Origin of the sequence: Pseudoxanthomonas sp. CCNWLW251 (assembly GCF_037402255.1) — a bacterium.
Classification (GTDB): Bacteria; Pseudomonadota; Gammaproteobacteria; order Xanthomonadales; family Xanthomonadaceae; genus Pseudoxanthomonas_A.
This window is the reverse complement of the sequence record NZ_JBBEGA010000002.1, coordinates 431,585-450,655: the sequence shown is the minus strand read 5'-3', so window position 1 is coordinate 450,655 and position 19,071 is coordinate 431,585. Positions and strand designations below refer to the sequence as shown.

Sequence of the window (19,071 nt, the reverse complement as noted above, 5' to 3'; positions counted from 1 at the left end):
ATGTAGGAGCGACGTGAGTCGCGACCGGGATCCTTCAGACGACGGAAACATTTCACTCATGCGGTCGCGACTTACGTCGCTCCTACAGGAGGGGGTGGCTTCTGCGGCGCCATGCTGGCCTTCCACACATGGATCACCGCATACGCGCGCCACGGCCGCCAGGCTTCCGCGCGTGCCGTCAGGGCTTTCGCTGTCATCCGCGTGCCATCCGTCGGCACCGCCTTCTGCAGGACCAGATCGTCGGCAGGAAACGCATCCGGATGACCGAGTGCGCGCAGCGCCATGTAGTGCGCCGTCCACGGGCCGATGCCGGGCAGGGCCACCCAGCGTGCAGTGAAATCGTCCAGCGTGCGCTCCGGGTTGAAGTCCACGCGACCTTCGATCAGTGCACGCGCAAGCCCGCGTATCGTGGCGGCGCGCGCGCGGGTCAGGCCGATCTCGGTCAGATCCACGTCGGCGATCGCGTCGGGCGTCGGAAACACCTGCGTCAGTGCCCCGAACGGTGTCGCCAGCGTGGTTCCATACCGTTGCGCCAGGCGGGCGGTCAGTGTGCGCGCGGCGGCCACGCTGACCTGCTGGCCGATGACGGCCCGCACCGCGATCTCGAAACCTTCCCAGCCGCTGGGCAACCGCAGGCCCGGTCGTTCGCGCAGCAGGGCGCGCAGGCGCGCGTCGCCCTCCAGCGCGTGCGCGATGGCTCGCGGATCCGCATCCAGATCGAACATGCGTCGCAGGCGATGCACGATCCCCAGCAGTTCGGCAGGTGCCGCACCGTGCAATTCCAGCTTCAGGGCATGCGGGTCCTTCCCATCCCATGCGCTTACCCGCAACCAGCCCGGCGCAGCCCCCGTGCCGATCACGCGTGAATACCCGTGCCCATCCACGGCTTCCACGCCGGGCAGGGCGCGTCCGCGCAGGAAATCCAGCATCGCGGCAAAGTCGTAGGGCGGCCGGTAGCCCAGGCGGAGCGTCATGACCTCGTGCGAAGGCGGCGCATCGCGCTTGCGCAAATCGCGCGGCGCCATGCGGTATTCCTCGCGGAAGGCGGTGTTGAATCGGGTCAGGCTGCCGAACCCCGCCGCCAGGGCCACCTGCGTGATCGGCAGCGCGGTATCGGTGAGCAGTTGCTTGGCGAACAGCAGGCGCCGCGTGCCGTGCACGCCCGCAGGCGTCGCACCCAGGCGTTCGGTGAACAGGCGCCGCAGCTGCCGTTCGCCCAAACCGACTTTCCCGGCCAGTGCGGACAACGGCGCGTCCACCAGCGCGCCCTGGTCGATCAGCTTCAGTGCGCGTGCCACCACCGCGTCGCCGCGCCGCCAGGTGCCGTCGCCGGGGGCGAGTTCCGGGCGGCAGCGCAGGCACGGGCGGAAACCGGCGGCCTCTGCCGCAGCGGCTTGGCGGTAGTAGACGATGTTCGCCGGCTTCGGTGCCGGGGCCGGGCACACCGGCCGGCAGTAGATGCGGGTGCTGGTGACGGCGGTGAAGAACAGGCCGTCGAAGCGCGCATCGCGGCTCAGGCGCGCCTGTTCGCAAACATGCGGGTCGGGCAGGGCAGTGGCATCGGCGGGAAGCATGCGGGAAGGCTAGCACCGGCCCCGCGCGTGGACTCCCCGTTTCCGGACATCAATGCGGCATGTCCGCCCGCGGTGCCAGCACCGGCGCGAAGGTCGCGGCCGTGCCGTCGTTGCGCGCCGGCGCGAGGCCCAGCAACGTCGCCAGCAGCGGGTACACGTCCACGTTGTCGAATGCCGGCAGCGTTGCGCCACGGCGGAAACTGGGCCCTGCCGCCACGAACACCGCGCGCATGGAGGGCAGGGTGTTGTCGTACCCATGCGAACCGCGGTTCAGCCGGTCCTTCGGCACGCGCTGCAGTTGCTCGGCTGGCAGGGCATTCCACCCTTCATCGAACTGGCAGACGATCGCGGGCACGCGCGGATGCCTGCCGTAGTGCCAGCGGACCGGCAGATCCTGCTTGCGCCAGCATTGGTAGTGGTCGTGCCGACCGAGCAGGCGGTGTCCGGCGGCGGCTTCGTGGCCTGGGCGCGGATTGAAGCCGATCACCTGTCCCGTGCTGACCGCCTCGGCCTGCTCGAAGGCGGCCATGTCTTCCAGCGCGATGTACTGGTGCGGCGCCACCGGCGCCATGCCGTGGTCGGAGACCACCACGATGTCCGTGGACGTGCGCAGTCCGCGTGCATCCAGTGCCTGCACGATGCGGCCCACGGCGGCATCCACTTCGCGGATCGCCGCCAGGGTTTCCGGCGCATCCGGGCCCTTGTCGTGGCCCACGTTGTCCACCCGCTCGAAATACAGCGCCGCCAGGTGGGGGCGCGTCGCCGCGGGCTCGGTCAGCCAGTCGGCGACCTGGTCCGCGCGCTCGAGCGAACTGATCTCCGGGGAATAGGGGACCCACCGAGTGGGACGGCGGCCATCGATGGGGGCCGCGTTGCCCGGCCACGCCCAGATCGCAGTGCGCAGGCCGGCCTTCTCGGCGGTATTCCAGATCGGTTCGCCCTGCCACCAGCGCGCATCCGCGCCCGCTGCTTTGTCGGCCACCTTGAAGCCGCCCACGGCGTCATCGCGCATGCTGTTGTGGATGATGCCGTGGCGGTCCGGCCGCAGCCCGGTGACCAGGGTGAAGTGGTTGGGAAACGTCAGCACCGGGTAGGAGGGATTCATCCATGCCGCGTGCACGCCCTCGGCCGCCAGGCGGTCCAGGTTGGGCGTGTTGCCGCGTGCCAGCGCACTGGCGGCCAGGCCGTCGATGGAAATCAGCACGACGCTGTGCCGGGTGGAGGGTGTCGGGGCGGCGGAGGGGGTGGTGGCGCAACCGGCCGTCCAGAGCAGGACGGCCAGCACCGTCACCCTGACCAATGGCAGGCGCATGCGGTACGTAGAGGAGCTGGAATCCACGACAGCTTGGCAGACTCCGGGGAAATCCGCATGACAACGCTCCTCCGACTTTCGTGCACGCTGGCGCTGGGACTGCTGGCCGGTGATGCGTTGGCCGTGCCGCCGGAAACCACGCGGCAGGCCGAATGCGCCGTCTGGCAGCGCGAACTCAGCTTCGCCCAGTCCGTCGCCGAGCACGATGCCGCCGCATTCGCCGAGCACCTGCATCCCGACGCCGCCTTCGGTGTCAGCCGCGCGCCGACACGGGGGCGCGAGGCCATCACCCTGGAATGGGCACCGCTGATAGAAGGCAAGACGCTGAAGCTGCGCTGGTACCCGGCGGTCGTGACCCTCGGCGGCGATGGCCGCACGGCCTATTCCAGCGGTCCGGCCCTGTACGAGGACCCGGCGACCGGCGAGCACAGGATCGGCCGCTTCGGCTCGGTGTGGCACCGGGGCGATGACGGCACATGGCGTGTCCTGTTCGACGATGGCGTGTCCCCGCAGAAGGCCGATGCGGCGGCCGTGCAACGCTTCCACGAAGGGCGCAAGGCGCAGTGCCCGCCTGCCTGAGTTCCGCCTAAACGGTCAGGACGTCCAGACTCACATTCACCCGTGGCGAGGCGTAACGTAGGTCCCACACGCTCGCCCGGGAGTCGATCATGAAACACCTGACCCTCTTCGCTTTCGCTGCCTGCCTGGCGGCCACCGCCGCGCACGCCGAATCGCCTGTCGCCGCAGCGCAACCCGCAGCTTCTCCGGAGACGGCTGTCGCCGAAACCCGCGCCGCGACGTCAGCCACCGATGCCGAGGCCGCCTCCGCAGCCACCGAAAAGCCGCCCGTGTCGGAAGCCAACTGCGTGCGCCAGACCGGCAGCCGCATCCGTCCGCGCGATCACAAGACGGCCTGCAACGGTCTTCCGGGCCGTGCGTACACCAAGGAAGATCTCGACCGTACCGGTCACCTCAACCTGGCTGACGCGCTGCGCTCGCTGGATTCCTCCATCCGGTAATTCCGGAAGAGCGCCCAGCCTTTCCGATCCCGGATCGTCCGGGAGGCAAGCGCTCCCATGCGCTCTCCTCGCCCAAGGGGAGAGCGCAGAGCCTCAACAGTCGTCCGAACGCCCCGAGGCATACCGCAGCCCGCGGACCAGCTGCGCGATGACGTTCGCATCCGCATACACCGCTGCATCGTGGCCCAGCCCCGTGTACCAGCTGCGCCCGCCATCGAAGGCATGGCACCACGCGATGGGATGGTCGGCGCCCATCAGGCCGCCGTCGTATCCGCGTTCGTCCACCGTGGCGATCACCTGCACGCGCCCGCGCGGATTGGCGCGGTAGTTGTAGAGCTCGTCGGTGATCGGCCAGCGATCACCCACGGGTTTCCCGCCATGCTCTGGCTGCACGTGCGTGGATTGCAGCCCCGGCGGGTGATCGTGGAAGTACGCGCCCACCAGTTGCCCGTACCAGGGCCAGTCGTACTCGGTGTCGGCCGCGGCGTGCACGCCGACGAAGCCGCCGCCGTTGCGCACGAAGCCCTCCAGTGCCGCCTGCTGTGCATCGTCCAGCACATCGCCCGTGGTGCTGGCGAACACCACCACGCGGTAACGCGCCAGATGGGCGGCCGTGAAGGCACCGCCATCTTCAGTGTGGTCGGCGACCATGCCTTCCGCCGCGGCGATCCGCTTCAACGTTGCCACCGCCACCGGAATCGATTCGTGGCGGAACTTGGCGGTCCTGGTGAACACCAGGATGCGGTCCGGTGGCGTGGCCGCCACAGGCGCCGCGCATGGCAGCCCGGCCAAGAGGAAAGCGGAGAGAAGCAGGCGCAAGGCAGTCATGGCCCGGATTCTGCCATGCATGCCATCGCGCACTGCAGCATCGCCGCGGCTCGCGCAGGGCGGCGCCTCCCGCCGATAATGGCCGCATACCTGCATCTGGAACCTGCCATGTCCGATCCCCGCCACGACCCCTCCCGCGTCATCCGCGCCCCGCGCGGCAACACGCTGACCTGCAAGTCCTGGCTCAGCGAGGCACCGTACCGGATGCTGCAGAACAACCTGGACGCGGAAGTCGCCGAAGACCCCACCTCGCTGGTGGTGTACGGCGGCATCGGCCGCGCCGCGCGCGATTGGGCCTGCTACGACGCGATCCTGAAGTCGCTGCGCGAACTGGACGACAACGAAACGCTGCTGGTGCAGTCCGGCAAGCCCGTAGGCATCTTCCCCACCCACGCCGATGCGCCGCGTGTGCTGATCGCCAATTCCAATCTGGTGCCGCACTGGGCCACGTGGGAGCACTTCAACGAACTCGATAAGAAGGGCCTGATGATGTACGGCCAGATGACGGCCGGTTCGTGGATCTACATCGGCAGCCAGGGCATCGTGCAGGGCACGTACGAGACCTTCGTGGAAATGGGGCGCCAGCATTACGGCGGCAATCTGACGGGCAAATGGATCCTCACCGCCGGCCTCGGTGGCATGGGCGGTGCGCAGCCGCTGGCTGCGGCACTGGCCGGTGCCAGTTCACTCAACATCGAATGCCGGCAGTCCAGCATCGACATGCGTCTGCGAACGCGCTACGTGGACGAACAGGCCACCGACCTCGATGACGCCCTCGCACGCATCGCGAAGTACACCGCGGCGGGCGAAGCGAAGTCCATCGCGCTGCTCGGCAACGCCGCGGACATCCTGCCGGAGCTGGTGAGGCGCGGCGTGCGTCCGGATGCCGTCACCGACCAGACCAGCGCGCACGACCCCGTGCATGGCTACCTGCCGACCGGCTGGACCGTGGAGCAGTGGCTGGCCGAACAGAAAGTCGAGCCCGAACGCGTGCGCGATGCCGCCAAGCAGTCCATGCGCGTCCACGTGGAAGCGATGCTGGCGTTCCAGCAGATGGGCGTGCCGACGTTCGACTACGGCAACAACATCCGCCAGATGGCCTTCGACCAGGGTCTGAAGAACGCGTTCGATTTTCCCGGCTTCGTCCCGGCCTACGTGCGCCCGCTGTTCTGCCGCGGCGTGGGCCCGTTCCGCTGGGTCGCGCTGAGCGGCGATCCGGAGGACATCTACAAGACGGATGCGAAGGTGAAGGAGCTGATTCCCGATGACGCGCACCTGCACCGCTGGCTGGACATGGCGCGCGAGCGCATCAGCTTCCAGGGCCTGCCGGCGCGCATCTGCTGGGTCGGCCTGGGCCTGCGCCACAAGCTGGGCCTGGCCTTCAACGAGATGGTCCGCAATGGCGAACTGAAGGCGCCGGTGGTGATCGGGCGCGATCACCTCGATTCCGGCAGCGTGGCCTCGCCCAACCGCGAGACCGAGGCAATGAAGGACGGCAGCGACGCGGTCAGCGACTGGCCGCTGCTCAACGCGATGCTCAACGTTGCAGGCGGCGCCACCTGGGTGTCGCTGCACCATGGCGGCGGTGTGGGCATGGGCTACTCGCAGCACTCCGGCGTGGTCATCGTCTGCGACGGCTCGGAGGAAGCCGACAAGCGCATCGCGCGCGTGCTATGGAACGACCCGGGCACCGGCGTGATGCGGCATGCGGATGCGGGCTACGACATCGCCGTGCAGTGCGCGAAAGAGCAGGGATTGAAGCTGCCGATGGCGTGATGGCGCGATGCCCATGTCGCCACCAGACGGCCCGCGATCGCGGGCCGTCTGGCATGTGTCTGCTTCGGCGACGGGTCTGCTTGCGACATGAGGCTGGCGGGCTGGCCGGACCCCAGGGAGAACCGTGTCAGAGTGCGGTCTGTTTCCGGTCATCAGCTTCGTCGCCCACATATCCCTGCCCAAAGGAACTCCAATGAAATACCTCGGCCTTGCCTACTACACCCCGGGGAAGTTCGCCGCGATGAGCCCAGGCGACATCGAGGAACTGGTGAGCCAGTGCCCGGCACTGGACGAGAAGATGCGCGCTACCGGCAACGTGCTGGTTTCCGCGTCACTGGGAGACAGGGACGGCTGGGCGACGCTTCGCCCGCGCGATGGCAAGACCCTCGTCAGTGACGGGCCTTACACCGAATCGAAGGAAGTGGTGGGTGGTCTTTTCATTATCGAGGCGGACAGCCGTGACGAGGCGTTGCGCATCGCGTCCATGCATCCGGCTGCCATGTTGGGCGAAGAGGGTGGATGGGCCGTCGAGCTCATCCCCATGGATTTCTTCCTGGCGCGGTGACGGCCTGGGCGCGCGTGCAGGCGTGTTCTGGCGCCCGAACTCCATCCGCTCAACCACGTTTCACGAAGAGTCGCGGTGATATCCGCTGCCAACCGGAAGCGGACAGTGGTGCATGACCGTTCTCTGGAGTCCCCAATGAGGAACGGTTCGACGCTAGACGCACGAGGCTACTCTCCCGTCCGTGACCAATATCTCAACGGGTTACGCGTTGATGGTTCAGAGTGTCCCCGGTAAGCTCGCCGCATGAATACCTCCATCGCCCCAGCTGCGGCCAGTCGTGGGCCGGCCACTCATGATGTCCGCGACCAGATCGTGGTCGCGGCGACCGAGCACTTCAGCCACTACGGATACGAGAAGACCACCGTTTCGGATCTGGCCAAGGCGATCGGCTTCTCGAAAGCCTACGTCTACAAGTTCTTCGAATCGAAGCAGGCCATTGGGGAGATGATCTGCGCCAATTGCCTGGCCAGGATCGAACAGGAGATCCTGCAAGCCATTGAGGGCGTTGACCCGCCAGCAGAGAAGCTGCGCAAGCTTTTCAGGGCTTCGGTGGAGGCGAGCCAGCGGCTGTTCTTCCAGGATCGGAAGCTTTACGAGATTGCGGAGTCCGCAGCGGCCGAGCGCTGGCAATCGGTGCTGGCATACGAAGAGCGGTTGCGTGCGCTTCTCCAGCAGATTCTCCAGCAGGGCAGGGAGTGCGGTGATTTCGAGCGGAAGACGCCTCTGGACGAGGCCACCAACGCCGTCTATCTCGTGCTGCGCCCCTATCTGAACCCGCTTCTGCTGCAGCACAGCCTGGACTACACCGAGCAAGCGCCCGCGCTGCTCTCGAGTCTTGTGCTTCGGAGTCTGTCTACCTGATAGTGACTATTGACTATTTTAGTCACTAGGCCCAGAGTGCCCGTCCAGACTGGATCGACGGGACTCCTATGCGCCACGTTGTTAAAAAAACATTAGCGATTGCTCTGGTGGGCGGTCTGGCAGGTTGTGGGGCCGAAGCCCCTGCTGATCCGAGAACAAAGGCTCCCCTGGTACGCACGGCGACGGTTGTCGGAGATCGCGCTCTTTCCCGCGCATTTACCGGGACGGTGGCAGCTCGGGTCCAAAGTGACCTTGGGTTTCGCGTTCCAGGCAAGGTGGCGCAGCGGCTGGTGAATGCAGGCCAGAAGGTCCGGCGCGGTCAGATCCTGATGCGCATCGACCCGGCCGATCTGCAGCTGTCGGCGCAGGCGCAGCAACAAGCCGTCGTGGCCGCGCAAGCACAGGCCAGGCAAGCGATCGCGGATGAGGCGAGGTATCGCGCTCTGCGGGGTACCGGTGCAATCTCCGCCTCGTCATACGACCAGAGCAAGGCCGCAGCCGACGCGGCTCGTGCCCAGCTCAGCGCGGCCAAAGCCCAGGCCCAGGTAGCCAACAACGCCACGCGCTACGCCGAGCTTCTCGCCGATGCGGACGGCGTAGTGATGGAAACGCTGGCCGAGCCCGGGCAGGTGGTGAGCGCCGGCCAGCCTGTTGTGCGCTTGGCTCGTACAGGAGAGCGCGAAGCCATCGTGCATCTGCCTGAGACGCTACGCCCGGCGCTGGGCTCGGTCGGGCAGGCGATGCTCTATGGCAGTCACCAGGCTCCAGTCCCCGCCAGGCTCCGGCAGCTCTCGGATGCAGCCGATCCCCTGACTCGGACCTACGAAGCCAGATATGTCCTGGATGGTGCGCTCGCAGAGGCACCCCTGGGTGCCACTGTCACGATCGACATCGCGGATGGCACACAATCCACGGCAGCGTTGCAGGTCCCGATCGGCGCCTTGTTCGATCCCGGGCAAGGGCCCGGCGTCTGGGCGCTGGAGGGTAAACCCGCCAAAGCCGTCTGGCGCCCCGTCCAGGTGCTGGGACTCTCGGATGACACGGCGCAGGTCAAGGGCAACCTCCGGGCAGGTCACTTGGTGGTGTCGTTGGGCACGCACCTACTCAAGGACGGCCAGATCGTTGTCCCGATGGCTGGGCCAAAGGAAGCCTTCTCCGGAGCCCGGCCATGAGCGAGGGGCGCTTCAATCTTTCGTCGCTCGCCGTGCGCGAGCGTTCGATCACCGTGTTCCTTCTGTTCCTGATCTCGGCGGCGGGCGTCCTTGCGTTCTTCCAGCTGGGTCGCGCCGAGGATCCGCCCTTTACGATCAAGCAAATGACGGTCGTAACGGCATGGCCGGGAGCGACGGCGCAGGAAATGCAGGACCTGGTCGCCGAACCACTGGAAAAGCGGCTGCAGGAGCTCAGGTGGTACGACCGCTCCGAGACCTATACGCGTCCTGGCCTGGCTTTCACGATGGTGTCCTTGCGCGACGCCACGCCGCCTTCGCAAGTACAGGATGAGTTCTATCAGGCGCGCAAGAAGCTGGGCGATGAGGCCAAGAGATTGCCCGCCGGCGTCATTGGGCCGATCCTCAACGATGAATACGCGGACGTGACATTCGCACTCTTCGCCCTCAAGGCGAAGGGTGAGCCGCAACGACTGCTGGTGCGTGATGCCGAAGCGCTGCGTCAGCAGCTGCTGCACGTGTCCGGGGTCAAGAAGGTCAACATCATTGGCGAGCAGCCCGAGCGCATCTTCGTCTCGTTCTCCCACGACCGACTGGCCACCGTGGGCGTCAGCCCGCAGGAGATCTTCACCGCACTCAACAGCCAGAACGTGCTGACCCCCGCGGGCTCCATCGAGACCCGTGGACCGCAGGTCCTCGTTCGCGTCGAGGGTGCTTTCGACAGTTTGGAGAAGATCCGCCAAACACCGATCGTGGCCCAGGGACGCACGCTGAAACTCTCGGATGTGGCCACCGTCGAGCGTGGTTACGAGGATCCGGCCACCTTCCTCGTCCGCAACAACGGCGAGCCGGCGCTCCTGCTGGGGGTCGTCATGCGCGACGACTGGAACGGCCTGGATCTGGGCGAGGCACTGGAAGCGGAGGTCGCCAAGATCAACGCGCAGCTGCCCTTGGGTATCTCGCTCACCAAGGTCACCGATCAGGCCGTGAACATCGGTTCAGCGGTCGACGAGTTCATGGTCAAGTTCTTTGTCGCGTTGCTCGTGGTGATGGTGGTCTGCTTCATCAGCATGGGTTGGCGCGTCGGCATCGTGGTTGCGGCTGCCGTTCCCCTCACCCTGGCCGCCGTGTTCGTCATCATGGCGGCCACTGGCAAGAACTTCGACCGCATTACCCTGGGCTCGCTGATCCTGGCATTGGGACTGTTGGTGGACGATGCCATCATCGCCATCGAGATGATGGTGGTGAAGATGGAGGAGGGATACAGCCGTGTCGCCGCCTCGGCGTACGCCTGGAGCCATACCGCCGCGCCCATGCTGTCGGGGACGCTGGTCACCGCCGTCGGGTTCATGCCTAACGGCTTCGCACGCTCCACGGCCGGCGAGTACACCGGCAACATGTTCTGGATCGTCGGTATCGCCTTGATCGTGTCCTGGGTGGTGGCGGTGGTATTCACGCCCTACCTGGGCGTGAAGCTGTTGCCGGACATCAGGAAGGTCGAAGGTGGGCACCAGGCCATCTACAACACCCGCAACTACAACCGCTTCCGCGCGTTGCTGGGGCGGGTGATCGCGCGCAAATGGGTGGTGGCGGGTGCAGTGGTCGGGCTGTTCGCGCTGGCTGTCGTCGGCATGGGCCTGGTCAAGAAGCAGTTCTTCCCCACCTCCGACCGACCGGAAGTGCTGGTCGAGGTGCAGATGCCCTATGGCACCTCCATCCAACAGACCAGTGCCGCGGCGGCGAAGGTCGAAGCCTGGCTTGCGAAGCAGGAGGAAGCCCGCATCGTCACGGCCTACATCGGGCAGGGCGCTCCGCGCTTCTTCCTGGCAATGGCGCCCGAACTGCCCGACCCGTCGTTCGCCAAGATCGTCGTCCTGGCCTGCGATGACAGGGAGCGGGAAGCCCTGAAGTACAGGCTGCGCGAGGCGATCGCGGACGGGCTGGCACCCGAAGCGCAGGTGCGTGTCACCCAGATCGTGTTCGGCCCTCCTTCACCGTTTCCCGTGGCATACCGCGTCATGGGGCCGGAAATCGGCAAGTTGCGCGAGATCGCTGAAGAGGTCAGCGGCGTCATGCGTGCCAGCCCGATGATGCGCACGGTCAATACGGATTGGGGCCCTCGTGTACCCACGCTGCATTTCGTGCTGGATCAGGACCGACTCAACGCTGTGGGCCTGACCTCCAACTCGGTGGCGCTGCAGTTGCAGTTCCTGCTCAGTGGCGCACCGCTTACCGAAGTGCGCGAGGACATCCGCTCGGTGCAGGTGGTCGGCCGTGCCGCAGGCGACACGCGCCTGGATCCGGAAAAGATCGCGGACTTCACGCTGGTCGGCGCCGCCGGCCAGCGCATCCCGCTTTCCCAGGTGGGCACCGTGGAAGTGCGCATGGAAGACCCGATCCTGCGGCGCCGCGACCGCACGCCCACCATCACGGTGCGTGGCGACATCGCCGAGGGGCTGCAACCCCCGGATGTGTCCACGGCGGTCCTGAAACAACTGCAACCGGTGGTCGAGCGGCTGCCGCCGGGCTACCGCCTTGAGCAGGCCGGTGCGATCGAGGAATCGGGCAAGGCGACTACGGCAATGCTGCCGCTTTTCCCGATCATGATCGCGCTCACGTTGCTCATCATCATCCTGCAGGTGCGATCCATCGCAGCGATGATCATGGTGTTTGCCACCAGTCCGCTGGGACTGATCGGCGTGGTGCCGACATTGATCGTCTTCCAGCAACCATTCGGCATCAATGCCCTCGTCGGACTGATCGCCTTGTCAGGCATCCTCATGCGCAACACGCTGATCCTGATCGGGCAGATCCATCACAACGAGCAGGAGGGTTTGAGCCCGTTTGATGCCCTTGTCGAAGCCACGGTACAGCGGGCGCGGCCGGTGATCCTGACCGCGCTGGCTGCGATCCTGGCCTTCATTCCACTAACGAGCTCGGTTTTCTGGGGAACGCTGGCTTACACCCTGATCGGCGGCACCCTGGCGGGAACCGTCCTGACGTTGGTTTTCCTGCCGGCCATGTACTCGATCTGGTTCAGGATCAAACCGTCCTCCTCCATCGACACGGACGAGCGCGCGCTCGCCGCTGCGCACTGACGCACCCCAAGCACGTCGCATCAAGACCACCAAGGAAGCAAGCATGGAAAAGAAGACCGTTCTCGTCACCGGCGTTTCGTCCGGCATCGGCCGTGCCAGTGCCAGGGCGCTGGCGGATGCGGGCTGCAAGGTGTATGGCAGCGTACGCCAACTCGAGCGCGCGGAGCCCATCAAGGGGGTAACGCTGGTACAGCTGGACGTTCGCGAGCAGGCAAGCATCGACCATGCCGTTGCCGGAATCGTTGCGGTTGAAGGGTGCATCGATGTGCTGGTGAACAATGCAGGTCAGAACCTGATCGGGTCCGTCGAAGAGACAGCGATCTCGGAAGTCGAGTCGCTGTTCGACACCAATGTGTTCGGCATGCTGAGGACGATCCGTGCCGTGCTGCCCCATATGCGTGCTCGCCGCGCCGGGCGGATCATCAACGTCAGCTCGGTATTGGGGTTCCTGCCGGCGCCCTACATGGGAGCCTACGCGGCAAGCAAGCACGCAGTGGAAGGCCTTTCCGAGAGTCTGGACCACGAACTGCGGCAGTTCGGCGTGCGGGTCACGCTGGTGCAGCCTTCCTTCACCAACACCGGCTTCCAGACGAACACGCAGTTGGTGCGTACGACGGTGTCCGACTATGACCGCGAGCGTGACCTTGCGCTTGCTGCAGTGATCCGGGCATCCAATGACGCCGCTGACGCGGCGCCGGTGGCCGACACCATCGTCGAGGCCGCACTCGGCAAGTGGAAGATGCGGCGTGCTCCCGCCGGACAAGCGTCGTTGCTGGCGAAGCTGCGCCGCTACATGCCTTCCGGTCCCGTCGACGCAAGCCTGCGCAAGACGTTCGGGCTCGCCTGAGCACAGGGGCATGAGATGAGACGCCGTGCTGCAGGAGGCGCAACCGGCCCCGTCGTCGAATCGATCCGGCGATGGGCATGAGCGCATCGTCCAGGCGCTGGGAGCGCGTGCGCGCCCACACGCGGGCCTGCTTGCTGGAGGCGGCGGCTCAGGCGTTCGAAGCGTCCGGCTATGACGACACCTGCATGCATCGGGTCGCGGAGATTGCAGGGTTCACGAAGGCGACCGTCTACGCGCACTACCGGGACAAAGCCTGCCTGTTCGCGGCCGTCATGGAACTGCACGCTTCGAACTTTCCGTTGTCCATCATTCCTTCCCAGCCACTGCCCGGGCTGAAGGATGAGTTGGCGTATGTCGCGCTCGAAATTCAGAAGCTGGCCCAGGTGAATGCTTGCCGGCGCTTCTGCGCCACGCTCCAGCGGTCCGCTGGCGGGGTGGCGTTCTATGCCGAACTCTGGAACGCGTATCTCGCACCCTACCGGGCGTACGTCTGCGCGGCCCTGGTCCGCGAAGGCGTCGAAATGGCCGCGCACCATGCCGACCTCTATCTGCAGCTCATGCTGCAGGCGAACTCGCTGCAGGTCGCGCAGCCTGTCGGGCCGAGCGCAGACGCAACGTTGACGTTGTTTCACCAGGCGTTTTCCCGGACACGCCCTGTGCGCGCGAATCCGTCTGTTGTTGGCACAGGCTCCAGCCACTGGCCAGGCAGTGCCACGGAGCAATAGCGTTACCGGCATAGCTCGGGCACATATTCGAATAGCTCCCGCATGGGATGCGTCGCTATGCTCGAAAGCCCCAGAAGACTCCGGATCCTTCGACATGCGTCGAGTACTCCTTGCGATGTTTCTCGGCATCGCGATGCCCTGCGCGGCTGCCGACCAGCCTTCACGCAGGATCGAGTTGGATATTGACAAGGCCGTCGAGCCGGTGGATCGATTCTTCGCCCTTTCGGTGGGTTCGGACTACCCGGGAACATTGATCCGCGAGGACTCACAGGCCCACCTGGCGGTGGCAGCCGACGAGCTCGGGTTCGAGTACCTGCGTTTCCACGACCTGTTCCACGACACGCTGGGTACGGTCCGTCACGTTGACGGTGCGATCGTCTATGACTGGACCAGGATCGATCAGCTGTACGACGCGCTGCTGGCCAAGGGAGTCCGCCCATTCGTGGAGCTCGGCTTCACGCCCGCTGCGCTGAAGACATCCGATCAGTCGCTCTTCTACTGGAAGGCCAACACATCGCACCCCAAGCCCGCCATGTGGCGCCATCTGATCGACGCATACCTGCGGCACGTGATCGCCAGGTATGGCGTCGATGAGGTGCGCAGCTGGTATTTCGAGGTGTGGAATGAGCCCAATCTGAAGGACTTCTGGGAGGGCGCCGACCGGGATGCATATTTCGAGCTCTACGCCAATACGGCCAGAACCCTGAAGGCGGTGGACTCCCGATTGCGTGTGGGCGGTCCATCCACGGCGGGCGCGGCTTGGATCCCGGAGTTTCTGGCATTCTGCGATGACAAAGAGGTGCCGATCGATTTCGTCACCACGCATACCTATGGCGTCGATGGCGGTTTTCTGGACGAACAGGGCGGGCAGGACACCAAACTGCTGAGTTCGCCCGATGCGATCGTTGCGGATGTGCGCAGGGCACGGAAAGAGATCGATGCGTCGGCCTTCCCGGGCCTGCCCCTCTATTTCACGGAATGGAGCAGCAGCTACAGCCCCAGGGACGTGGTGCATGACAGCTACATCAACGCCCCCTATGCGCTGACCAAGTTGAAGCAGGCGAGGGGGCTGGCCCAGGGCATGAGCTACTGGGCCTACACCGATCTTTTCGAGGAGGCGGGCCCACCCCCGGCATCCTTCCACGGGGGATTCGGTCTCATGAATCGTGAGGGGGTGCGAAAGCCCACGTGGTTCGCCTACAAGTATTTGAATCAGCTCACTGGGCGCGAGATTCCCACGAACGATGAGTTGGCATGGGCATCCGTGGATGAAAGGAAGATCGCGATACTCGCCTGGGACTGGCAACAACCCGTCCAGGACGTCAGCAACAGGCCGTTCTATACCCGCAAGCTGGTCGCCAGACCGGCGGTACCGCTCTCTATCCATCTGAAGAGCATCCAGCCGGGGAGCTACCGGTTGAAGGTGCATCGCACGGGATACCTCAAGAACGATCCTCTGTCGGCTTATATAGACATGGGCCTGCCGTCGGACGTGAGTGCAGTGCAGCTGAACGCCCTGAAGTCCGCTACTTCCGATCAAGCCGAGCAGGACACGATGTTGCGTGTAGGCAGCGACGGACTTCTCGACCTCGATCTGGCGATGCGAAGCAACGACGTAGTCCTGGTCACTTTGGAGCCCCTGGAGAGATAGGCTGCCCCTGCGTTCATGCGCTCTTCGCCCTATGTTGACGTTGGCTCAGATGACAACGTTGGCGCCCTTACGAAGGCGATCGAGGATTCGCTGCAAGGGACCATAGCTCCGTGTCAGCTCGCCGGTAGGAGCAGACATTCGGCGTGCAAGGTCTGGCCCGAGAATCGTCACTCTTCGCGATGCAGTCGGCGCCAGTTGCCCGCGACTCCTTGAGTCCGCCGCTTCTTCAACGCGCCGGCACGGCTCCCCCTGGAAGCTGGAAGGCCGGGGCGCTCGCAGTGGGAAAGCAGAACCATGTCCGTGTCCGGCCACATGGAACGTTGGATCAGCGGGTCAGGGATCCGGGAACCCGAGGGACGACGACAATCCACGATGGGCCGCGGCCTGCGCGAGCAACGTGTTGGCCTTGGCTTCGAATACCTGGATCGCGTCCGTGCCCGCCGCAAACCTTCCCGGAGGGTCATCATGACGAGCGAGTTGCACCAGCGCCTCGGCGAGTCTCGTCGGGTCTCCGCCCTGCTTGCCATTCATGCCGGTCCAGGCGGCTACCGTCTCGGCGGTGCGCGCTGCGTAGTCGTCGATGGATCCTGCGGCGTATGTGGTCGACTCCGCCGTCAGCAGCTCGGTGCGGAAGAAGCCCGGCTCGACAAGCATCGATCGGATACCGAACGGTGCCACCTCCAGCGCCAATGACTCGATCCACCCTTCAACGCCGAACTTCGCGGCGGCATACGCCGAGCAGAACAAACCACCGGCGATGCCCGCCGTCGAGGAAATCGTCAGCAGCAAGCCCGCGCGTTGCCTGCGCATCACGGGCAGCGCCGCACGGGTCACGTTCATCGGGCCGAACAGCAGGGTCTCGATCTGGCTCCGGACCTGGGCAGAACTGAGTTCCTCGAAGAAGCCCGCAAAGAAATTGCCTGCGTTATTGACCAGCACGTCAATGCGACCAAATCGCTCCACTGCACTGGCTACTGCGTCCCGTGCCTCGGCCTCGCTGGTCACGTCGAGGCGGACGCAATGCAGATCCGGGTTCGGCCCTATCGCGGCCTCGACTTTGCCAGCATCACGGCCCGTGGCGACGACGGCGTCGCCCTGCGCGAGTGCCGCCTGGGCGATCTCAAGGCCGAGGCCGCGGCCCGCCCCGGTGATGAACCAGATCCTGCTTGTCATGAGGCGCTCCAATGATTGGGTTTCGTTGTCAGATCGTGCTGACGGGCCATCCGTCGATCGCTCGCATGTGCGCCTCGCCCATCCGGAGCCCATGCACTGTCATCAAGGCGTACGCCGATTCCAGTTCGTGGAGGTCGGCCGGCGACAGGCTGACATCCAGAGCCGCCAGGTTTTCCTTCAGGTGATCCTCGCGACGAGTGCCGGGAATCGGGACGATGAACGGCTTCTGGGCCAATAGCCACGCCAAGGCAAGCGCGGCAGGTGTCGTGCCTTTGCGCGTTGCGACGCGCTGGATCAATGCGAGCACGGGAAGGTTCTTCACCCGGTTCTCCGCCGTCAGCCGCGGGAACAGCGAGCGAAGGTCCTTGTCAGGATCGAAGCGGACGTCGGCCCCCAACTTTCCGGTCAGGTACCCTTGTCCCAGCGGACTCCACGGTACGAAGCCGATGCCCAGGTCCTCGCAGGCTTTCAGGACGCCGTTGCCCTCCGGTCCGCGGAACCAGAATGCGTACTCGCTCTGCACCGCGGTAACCGGCTGCACGGCATGCGCTCGGCGGATATGGGGGGCGCTTGCCTCCGACAGGCCGAAGTGCAGCACCTTTCCCTCGGCAATCAGATCCTTCACCGCGCCCGCGACATCCTCGATCGGCACCGACGGGTCGACGCGGTGCTGGTAGTACAGGTCGATGCGATCGGTGCGAAGGCGCGCCAACGAGCCTTCGACGACCTTGCGGATATGCTCAGGACGGCTGGTAACGCCGCCTTTCTCCAGGTCGAAGCCGAATTTGGTCGCGATGACCACTTCGTCGCGGAACGGCGCGAGCGCTTCACCGACCAGGCTCTCGTTGGTGTACGGGCCGTAGACCTCGGCGGTATCGAAGAAGGTCACGCCCTGCTCGCGCGCGGCGCGAAGCGTCGCAATGCCCTGCGTGCGGTCCGCGGGCGGTCCGTAGTTGGCGCTGATGCTCATCGCGCCGGCACCCATCGCCGAGACGTGCAAGGTCCCAAGCTTCCTCGGCATCTTCCTGGAATGCGCGGCAGCGGCCTCCGATTTGGTGGCACTGGCGCTGGCGGTGTAGGCCGTTCCGAGGGACGCAACCGCCAAACCAGCGGCAGCCAGGGTGGAGTGGGCCAGGAATTCCCGGCGGTCGAGGTTGCAGGTGGGATAGCTCATGGGGGCACCTTTGCTGACGGATGCTGGACAAGGGCCGCCAGTGTCCGCCCCCGCCATCCGGAGGGATTGCCGGATCTGCCGGCGGTATTGCCTGGAATGACGAATCCCGATCAGGACGGGCATCCGGACGACGGAGGGCATGTACGCTTGGGCGGAAGCATCGAATGACGGAGATCCGCATGAGAACGCTGGAAGCAGAGACTTCTGCGTCACTGGCCGACCCGGCACGACTGGCCAGGGCCATCGAGCGGGTTGCCCGATGCGATGGCGACCACGTGACGGCTATTCCCTGTCTTTCGCTGCACCGTCGCAGCGCGCCCACCGAGCCGCTGCATTGCGTCTATGGCCTGGGCGTCGGCGTCGTTGCCCAGGGCAGCAAGCAGGTGCTGATGGGCAGCGAGGTCATCGACTACGCCCCCGGACAATCGATGCTCACCACCATCGATTCACCCGTCGTGTCGCACGTGGCGCACGCCTCCAACCGGGAGCCGTTCCTCGGTCTGTTCCTGACCCTGGATATCAGGCTCATCACGCAGTTGGCTTCCGATTTGGAGCTGCCGCCGCGCAAGCGAGAGCGCGCCTGCCGGTCCATCTCGGTCGAAACCTTGGAGGCGGCCCTGGTCGATGCGCTGGTTCGCCTCGTAGGATTGCTGCATGAGCCTGCGCTGGTGCAGGCGCTTTCGCCACTGATCCAGCAGGAGATCACCGCCCGGCTGCTGGCCGGCCCTCATGGCGGGTACCTCCAGGATCTGGTGGCGACCGGGTCGCCCAACCAGCAGATCGCCAAGGCCGTCGCGTGGTTGAAGCGCAACTTCAAGCAGCCCTTGCAGGCCGACGCGCTAGCGAGCCGGGTGCACATGAGCCCTTCGACGTTTCGCCAGCACTTCCGTGCCATCACCGGTACCAGCCCGCTGCAGTTCCAGAAACAGCTCCGGCTGCAGGAAGCGCGGCAGTTGATGCTCAACCAGAACCTCGACGCCAGCAATGCGAGTGGGCTCGTGGGCTACGAGAGCCCGTCGCAGTTCAGTCGCGAATACAGCCGTCTCTTCGGCGAACCGCCCCAGCGCGATGTCAAGCGCATGCGTTCTTCTTGATGGAGTGTCTGCGTCTGTCCGTGGATTCGGCTGATCGATGCAACATGCGGAACGCTGCGCAGGCAGCACGAGTGTTGCAGATGACGTGCAGGAAGAGGACCTGTTACACCGACAGCCAGAAGGCGGTGATGTGGGGCCGCAGGCCCGTGCTTTCGCCTGTGGAGGCGCTTGAATCGCTCCCCTGTCGTTTGAAGCGACAGGGAAT

The 19,071-nt window shown here is 65.4% G+C and carries 16 protein-coding genes; 11 read left to right on the top strand and 5 right to left on the bottom strand.

Annotation, left to right across the window (positions count from 1 at the left end):
• Positions 1–71 precede the first annotated feature (71 nt).
• On the bottom strand, positions 72–1,574 hold the full coding sequence (locus tag WBN46_RS09050) for an AlkA N-terminal domain-containing protein (RefSeq protein WP_337731238.1): 1,503 nt from the start codon (positions 1,572–1,574) through the stop codon (positions 72–74).
• Between the two features lie 49 nt (positions 1,575–1,623).
• Entirely contained in the window at positions 1,624–2,886 is a 1,263-nt protein-coding gene (locus tag WBN46_RS09045) for an ectonucleotide pyrophosphatase/phosphodiesterase (protein WP_337731237.1), read from the bottom strand.
• Between the two features lie 57 nt (positions 2,887–2,943).
• On the opposite strand from WBN46_RS09045, the gene WBN46_RS09040 reads away from it, so the two are divergent.
• Positions 2,944–3,465: a nuclear transport factor 2 family protein gene (locus WBN46_RS09040; protein WP_337731236.1), complete on the top strand. Its 522-nt coding sequence runs from the start codon at positions 2,944–2,946 to the stop codon at positions 3,463–3,465.
• 89 nt (positions 3,466–3,554) lie between these two features.
• Positions 3,555–3,905 (top strand): hypothetical protein, encoded by a 351-nt coding sequence (locus tag WBN46_RS09035; protein ID WP_337731235.1) that lies wholly within the window; start codon positions 3,555–3,557, stop codon positions 3,903–3,905.
• A gap of 93 nt (positions 3,906–3,998) precedes the next feature.
• Here WBN46_RS09035 and WBN46_RS09030 read toward each other — a convergent pair whose 3' ends face one another.
• The gene (locus tag WBN46_RS09030; RefSeq protein ID WP_337731234.1) at positions 3,999–4,733 is read right to left on the bottom strand and encodes a ThuA domain-containing protein; all 735 of its coding nucleotides are present in this window, start codon (positions 4,731–4,733) and stop codon (positions 3,999–4,001) included.
• Between the two features lie 108 nt (positions 4,734–4,841).
• Here WBN46_RS09030 and hutU point away from each other — a divergent pair, with 108 nt between their 5' ends.
• From hutU to WBN46_RS08990, 8 genes are all read left to right on the top strand, one after another.
• The gene (hutU, locus tag WBN46_RS09025; RefSeq protein WP_337731233.1) at positions 4,842–6,509 is read left to right on the top strand and encodes a urocanate hydratase; all 1,668 of its coding nucleotides are present in this window, start codon (positions 4,842–4,844) and stop codon (positions 6,507–6,509) included.
• A gap of 193 nt (positions 6,510–6,702) precedes the next feature.
• Complete coding sequence (locus WBN46_RS09020; RefSeq protein ID WP_337731232.1) at positions 6,703–7,074, top strand: YciI family protein; 372 nt, start codon at positions 6,703–6,705, stop codon at positions 7,072–7,074.
• Positions 7,075–7,317: 243 nt separating this feature from the next.
• Entirely contained in the window at positions 7,318–7,935 is a 618-nt protein-coding gene (locus tag WBN46_RS09015) for a TetR/AcrR family transcriptional regulator (protein ID WP_337731231.1), read from the top strand.
• A gap of 68 nt (positions 7,936–8,003) precedes the next feature.
• A complete protein-coding gene (locus WBN46_RS09010) occupies positions 8,004–9,107 on the top strand; it encodes an efflux RND transporter periplasmic adaptor subunit (protein WP_337731230.1) in 1,104 nt (367 codons plus the stop codon).
• A complete protein-coding gene (locus tag WBN46_RS09005; protein WP_337731229.1) occupies positions 9,104–12,202 on the top strand; it encodes an efflux RND transporter permease subunit in 3,099 nt (1,032 codons plus the stop codon). Before WBN46_RS09010 ends, WBN46_RS09005 begins: the two co-directional genes overlap by 4 nt.
• A gap of 43 nt (positions 12,203–12,245) precedes the next feature.
• A complete protein-coding gene (locus WBN46_RS09000) occupies positions 12,246–13,049 on the top strand; it encodes an oxidoreductase (protein WP_337731228.1) in 804 nt (267 codons plus the stop codon).
• Between the two features lie 77 nt (positions 13,050–13,126).
• Entirely contained in the window at positions 13,127–13,774 is a 648-nt protein-coding gene (locus WBN46_RS08995) for a TetR/AcrR family transcriptional regulator (RefSeq protein WP_337731227.1), read from the top strand.
• A gap of 94 nt (positions 13,775–13,868) precedes the next feature.
• On the top strand, positions 13,869–15,425 hold the full coding sequence (locus tag WBN46_RS08990; RefSeq protein ID WP_337731226.1) for a beta-xylosidase: 1,557 nt from the start codon (positions 13,869–13,871) through the stop codon (positions 15,423–15,425).
• A gap of 333 nt (positions 15,426–15,758) precedes the next feature.
• Here the strand turns inward: WBN46_RS08990 and WBN46_RS08985 are convergent, their stop codons facing one another.
• Positions 15,759–16,598 (bottom strand): SDR family oxidoreductase, encoded by an 840-nt coding sequence (locus tag WBN46_RS08985; protein WP_337731225.1) that lies wholly within the window; start codon positions 16,596–16,598, stop codon positions 15,759–15,761.
• 28 nt (positions 16,599–16,626) lie between these two features.
• The gene (locus tag WBN46_RS08980) at positions 16,627–17,619 is read right to left on the bottom strand and encodes an aldo/keto reductase (RefSeq protein WP_337731907.1); all 993 of its coding nucleotides are present in this window, start codon (positions 17,617–17,619) and stop codon (positions 16,627–16,629) included.
• Positions 17,620–17,936: 317 nt separating this feature from the next.
• Here WBN46_RS08980 and WBN46_RS08975 point away from each other — a divergent pair, with 317 nt between their 5' ends.
• Positions 17,937–18,866, top strand: coding sequence for an AraC family transcriptional regulator (locus tag WBN46_RS08975; protein WP_337731224.1), 930 nt, complete (start codon positions 17,937–17,939; stop codon positions 18,864–18,866).
• Positions 18,867–19,071: the final 205 nt, after the last annotated feature.

Bases quoted from the DNA above. Each gene is read 5' to 3' on its own strand.
- WBN46_RS09050 (WP_337731238.1), bottom strand. From the start codon at position 1,574: ATGCTTCCCGCCGATGCCACTGCCCTGCCCGACCCGCATGTTTGCGAA.
- WBN46_RS09045 (WP_337731237.1), bottom strand. From the start codon at position 2,886: ATGCGCCTGCCATTGGTCAGGGTGACGGTGCTGGCCGTCCTGCTCTGG.
- WBN46_RS09040 (WP_337731236.1), top strand. From the start codon at position 2,944: ATGACAACGCTCCTCCGACTTTCGTGCACGCTGGCGCTGGGACTGCTG.
- WBN46_RS09035 (WP_337731235.1), top strand. From the start codon at position 3,555: ATGAAACACCTGACCCTCTTCGCTTTCGCTGCCTGCCTGGCGGCCACC.
- WBN46_RS09030 (WP_337731234.1), bottom strand. From the start codon at position 4,733: ATGACTGCCTTGCGCCTGCTTCTCTCCGCTTTCCTCTTGGCCGGGCTG.
- hutU (WP_337731233.1), top strand. From the start codon at position 4,842: ATGTCCGATCCCCGCCACGACCCCTCCCGCGTCATCCGCGCCCCGCGC.
- WBN46_RS09020 (WP_337731232.1), top strand. From the start codon at position 6,703: ATGAAATACCTCGGCCTTGCCTACTACACCCCGGGGAAGTTCGCCGCG.
- WBN46_RS09015 (WP_337731231.1), top strand. From the start codon at position 7,318: ATGAATACCTCCATCGCCCCAGCTGCGGCCAGTCGTGGGCCGGCCACT.
- WBN46_RS09010 (WP_337731230.1), top strand. From the start codon at position 8,004: ATGCGCCACGTTGTTAAAAAAACATTAGCGATTGCTCTGGTGGGCGGT.
- WBN46_RS09005 (WP_337731229.1), top strand. From the start codon at position 9,104: ATGAGCGAGGGGCGCTTCAATCTTTCGTCGCTCGCCGTGCGCGAGCGT.
- WBN46_RS09000 (WP_337731228.1), top strand. From the start codon at position 12,246: ATGGAAAAGAAGACCGTTCTCGTCACCGGCGTTTCGTCCGGCATCGGC.
- WBN46_RS08995 (WP_337731227.1), top strand. From the start codon at position 13,127: ATGAGCGCATCGTCCAGGCGCTGGGAGCGCGTGCGCGCCCACACGCGG.
- WBN46_RS08990 (WP_337731226.1), top strand. From the start codon at position 13,869: ATGCGTCGAGTACTCCTTGCGATGTTTCTCGGCATCGCGATGCCCTGC.
- WBN46_RS08985 (WP_337731225.1), bottom strand. From the start codon at position 16,598: ATGACAAGCAGGATCTGGTTCATCACCGGGGCGGGCCGCGGCCTCGGC.
- WBN46_RS08980 (WP_337731907.1), bottom strand. From the start codon at position 17,619: ATGCCGAGGAAGCTTGGGACCTTGCACGTCTCGGCGATGGGTGCCGGC.
- WBN46_RS08975 (WP_337731224.1), top strand. From the start codon at position 17,937: ATGACGGAGATCCGCATGAGAACGCTGGAAGCAGAGACTTCTGCGTCA.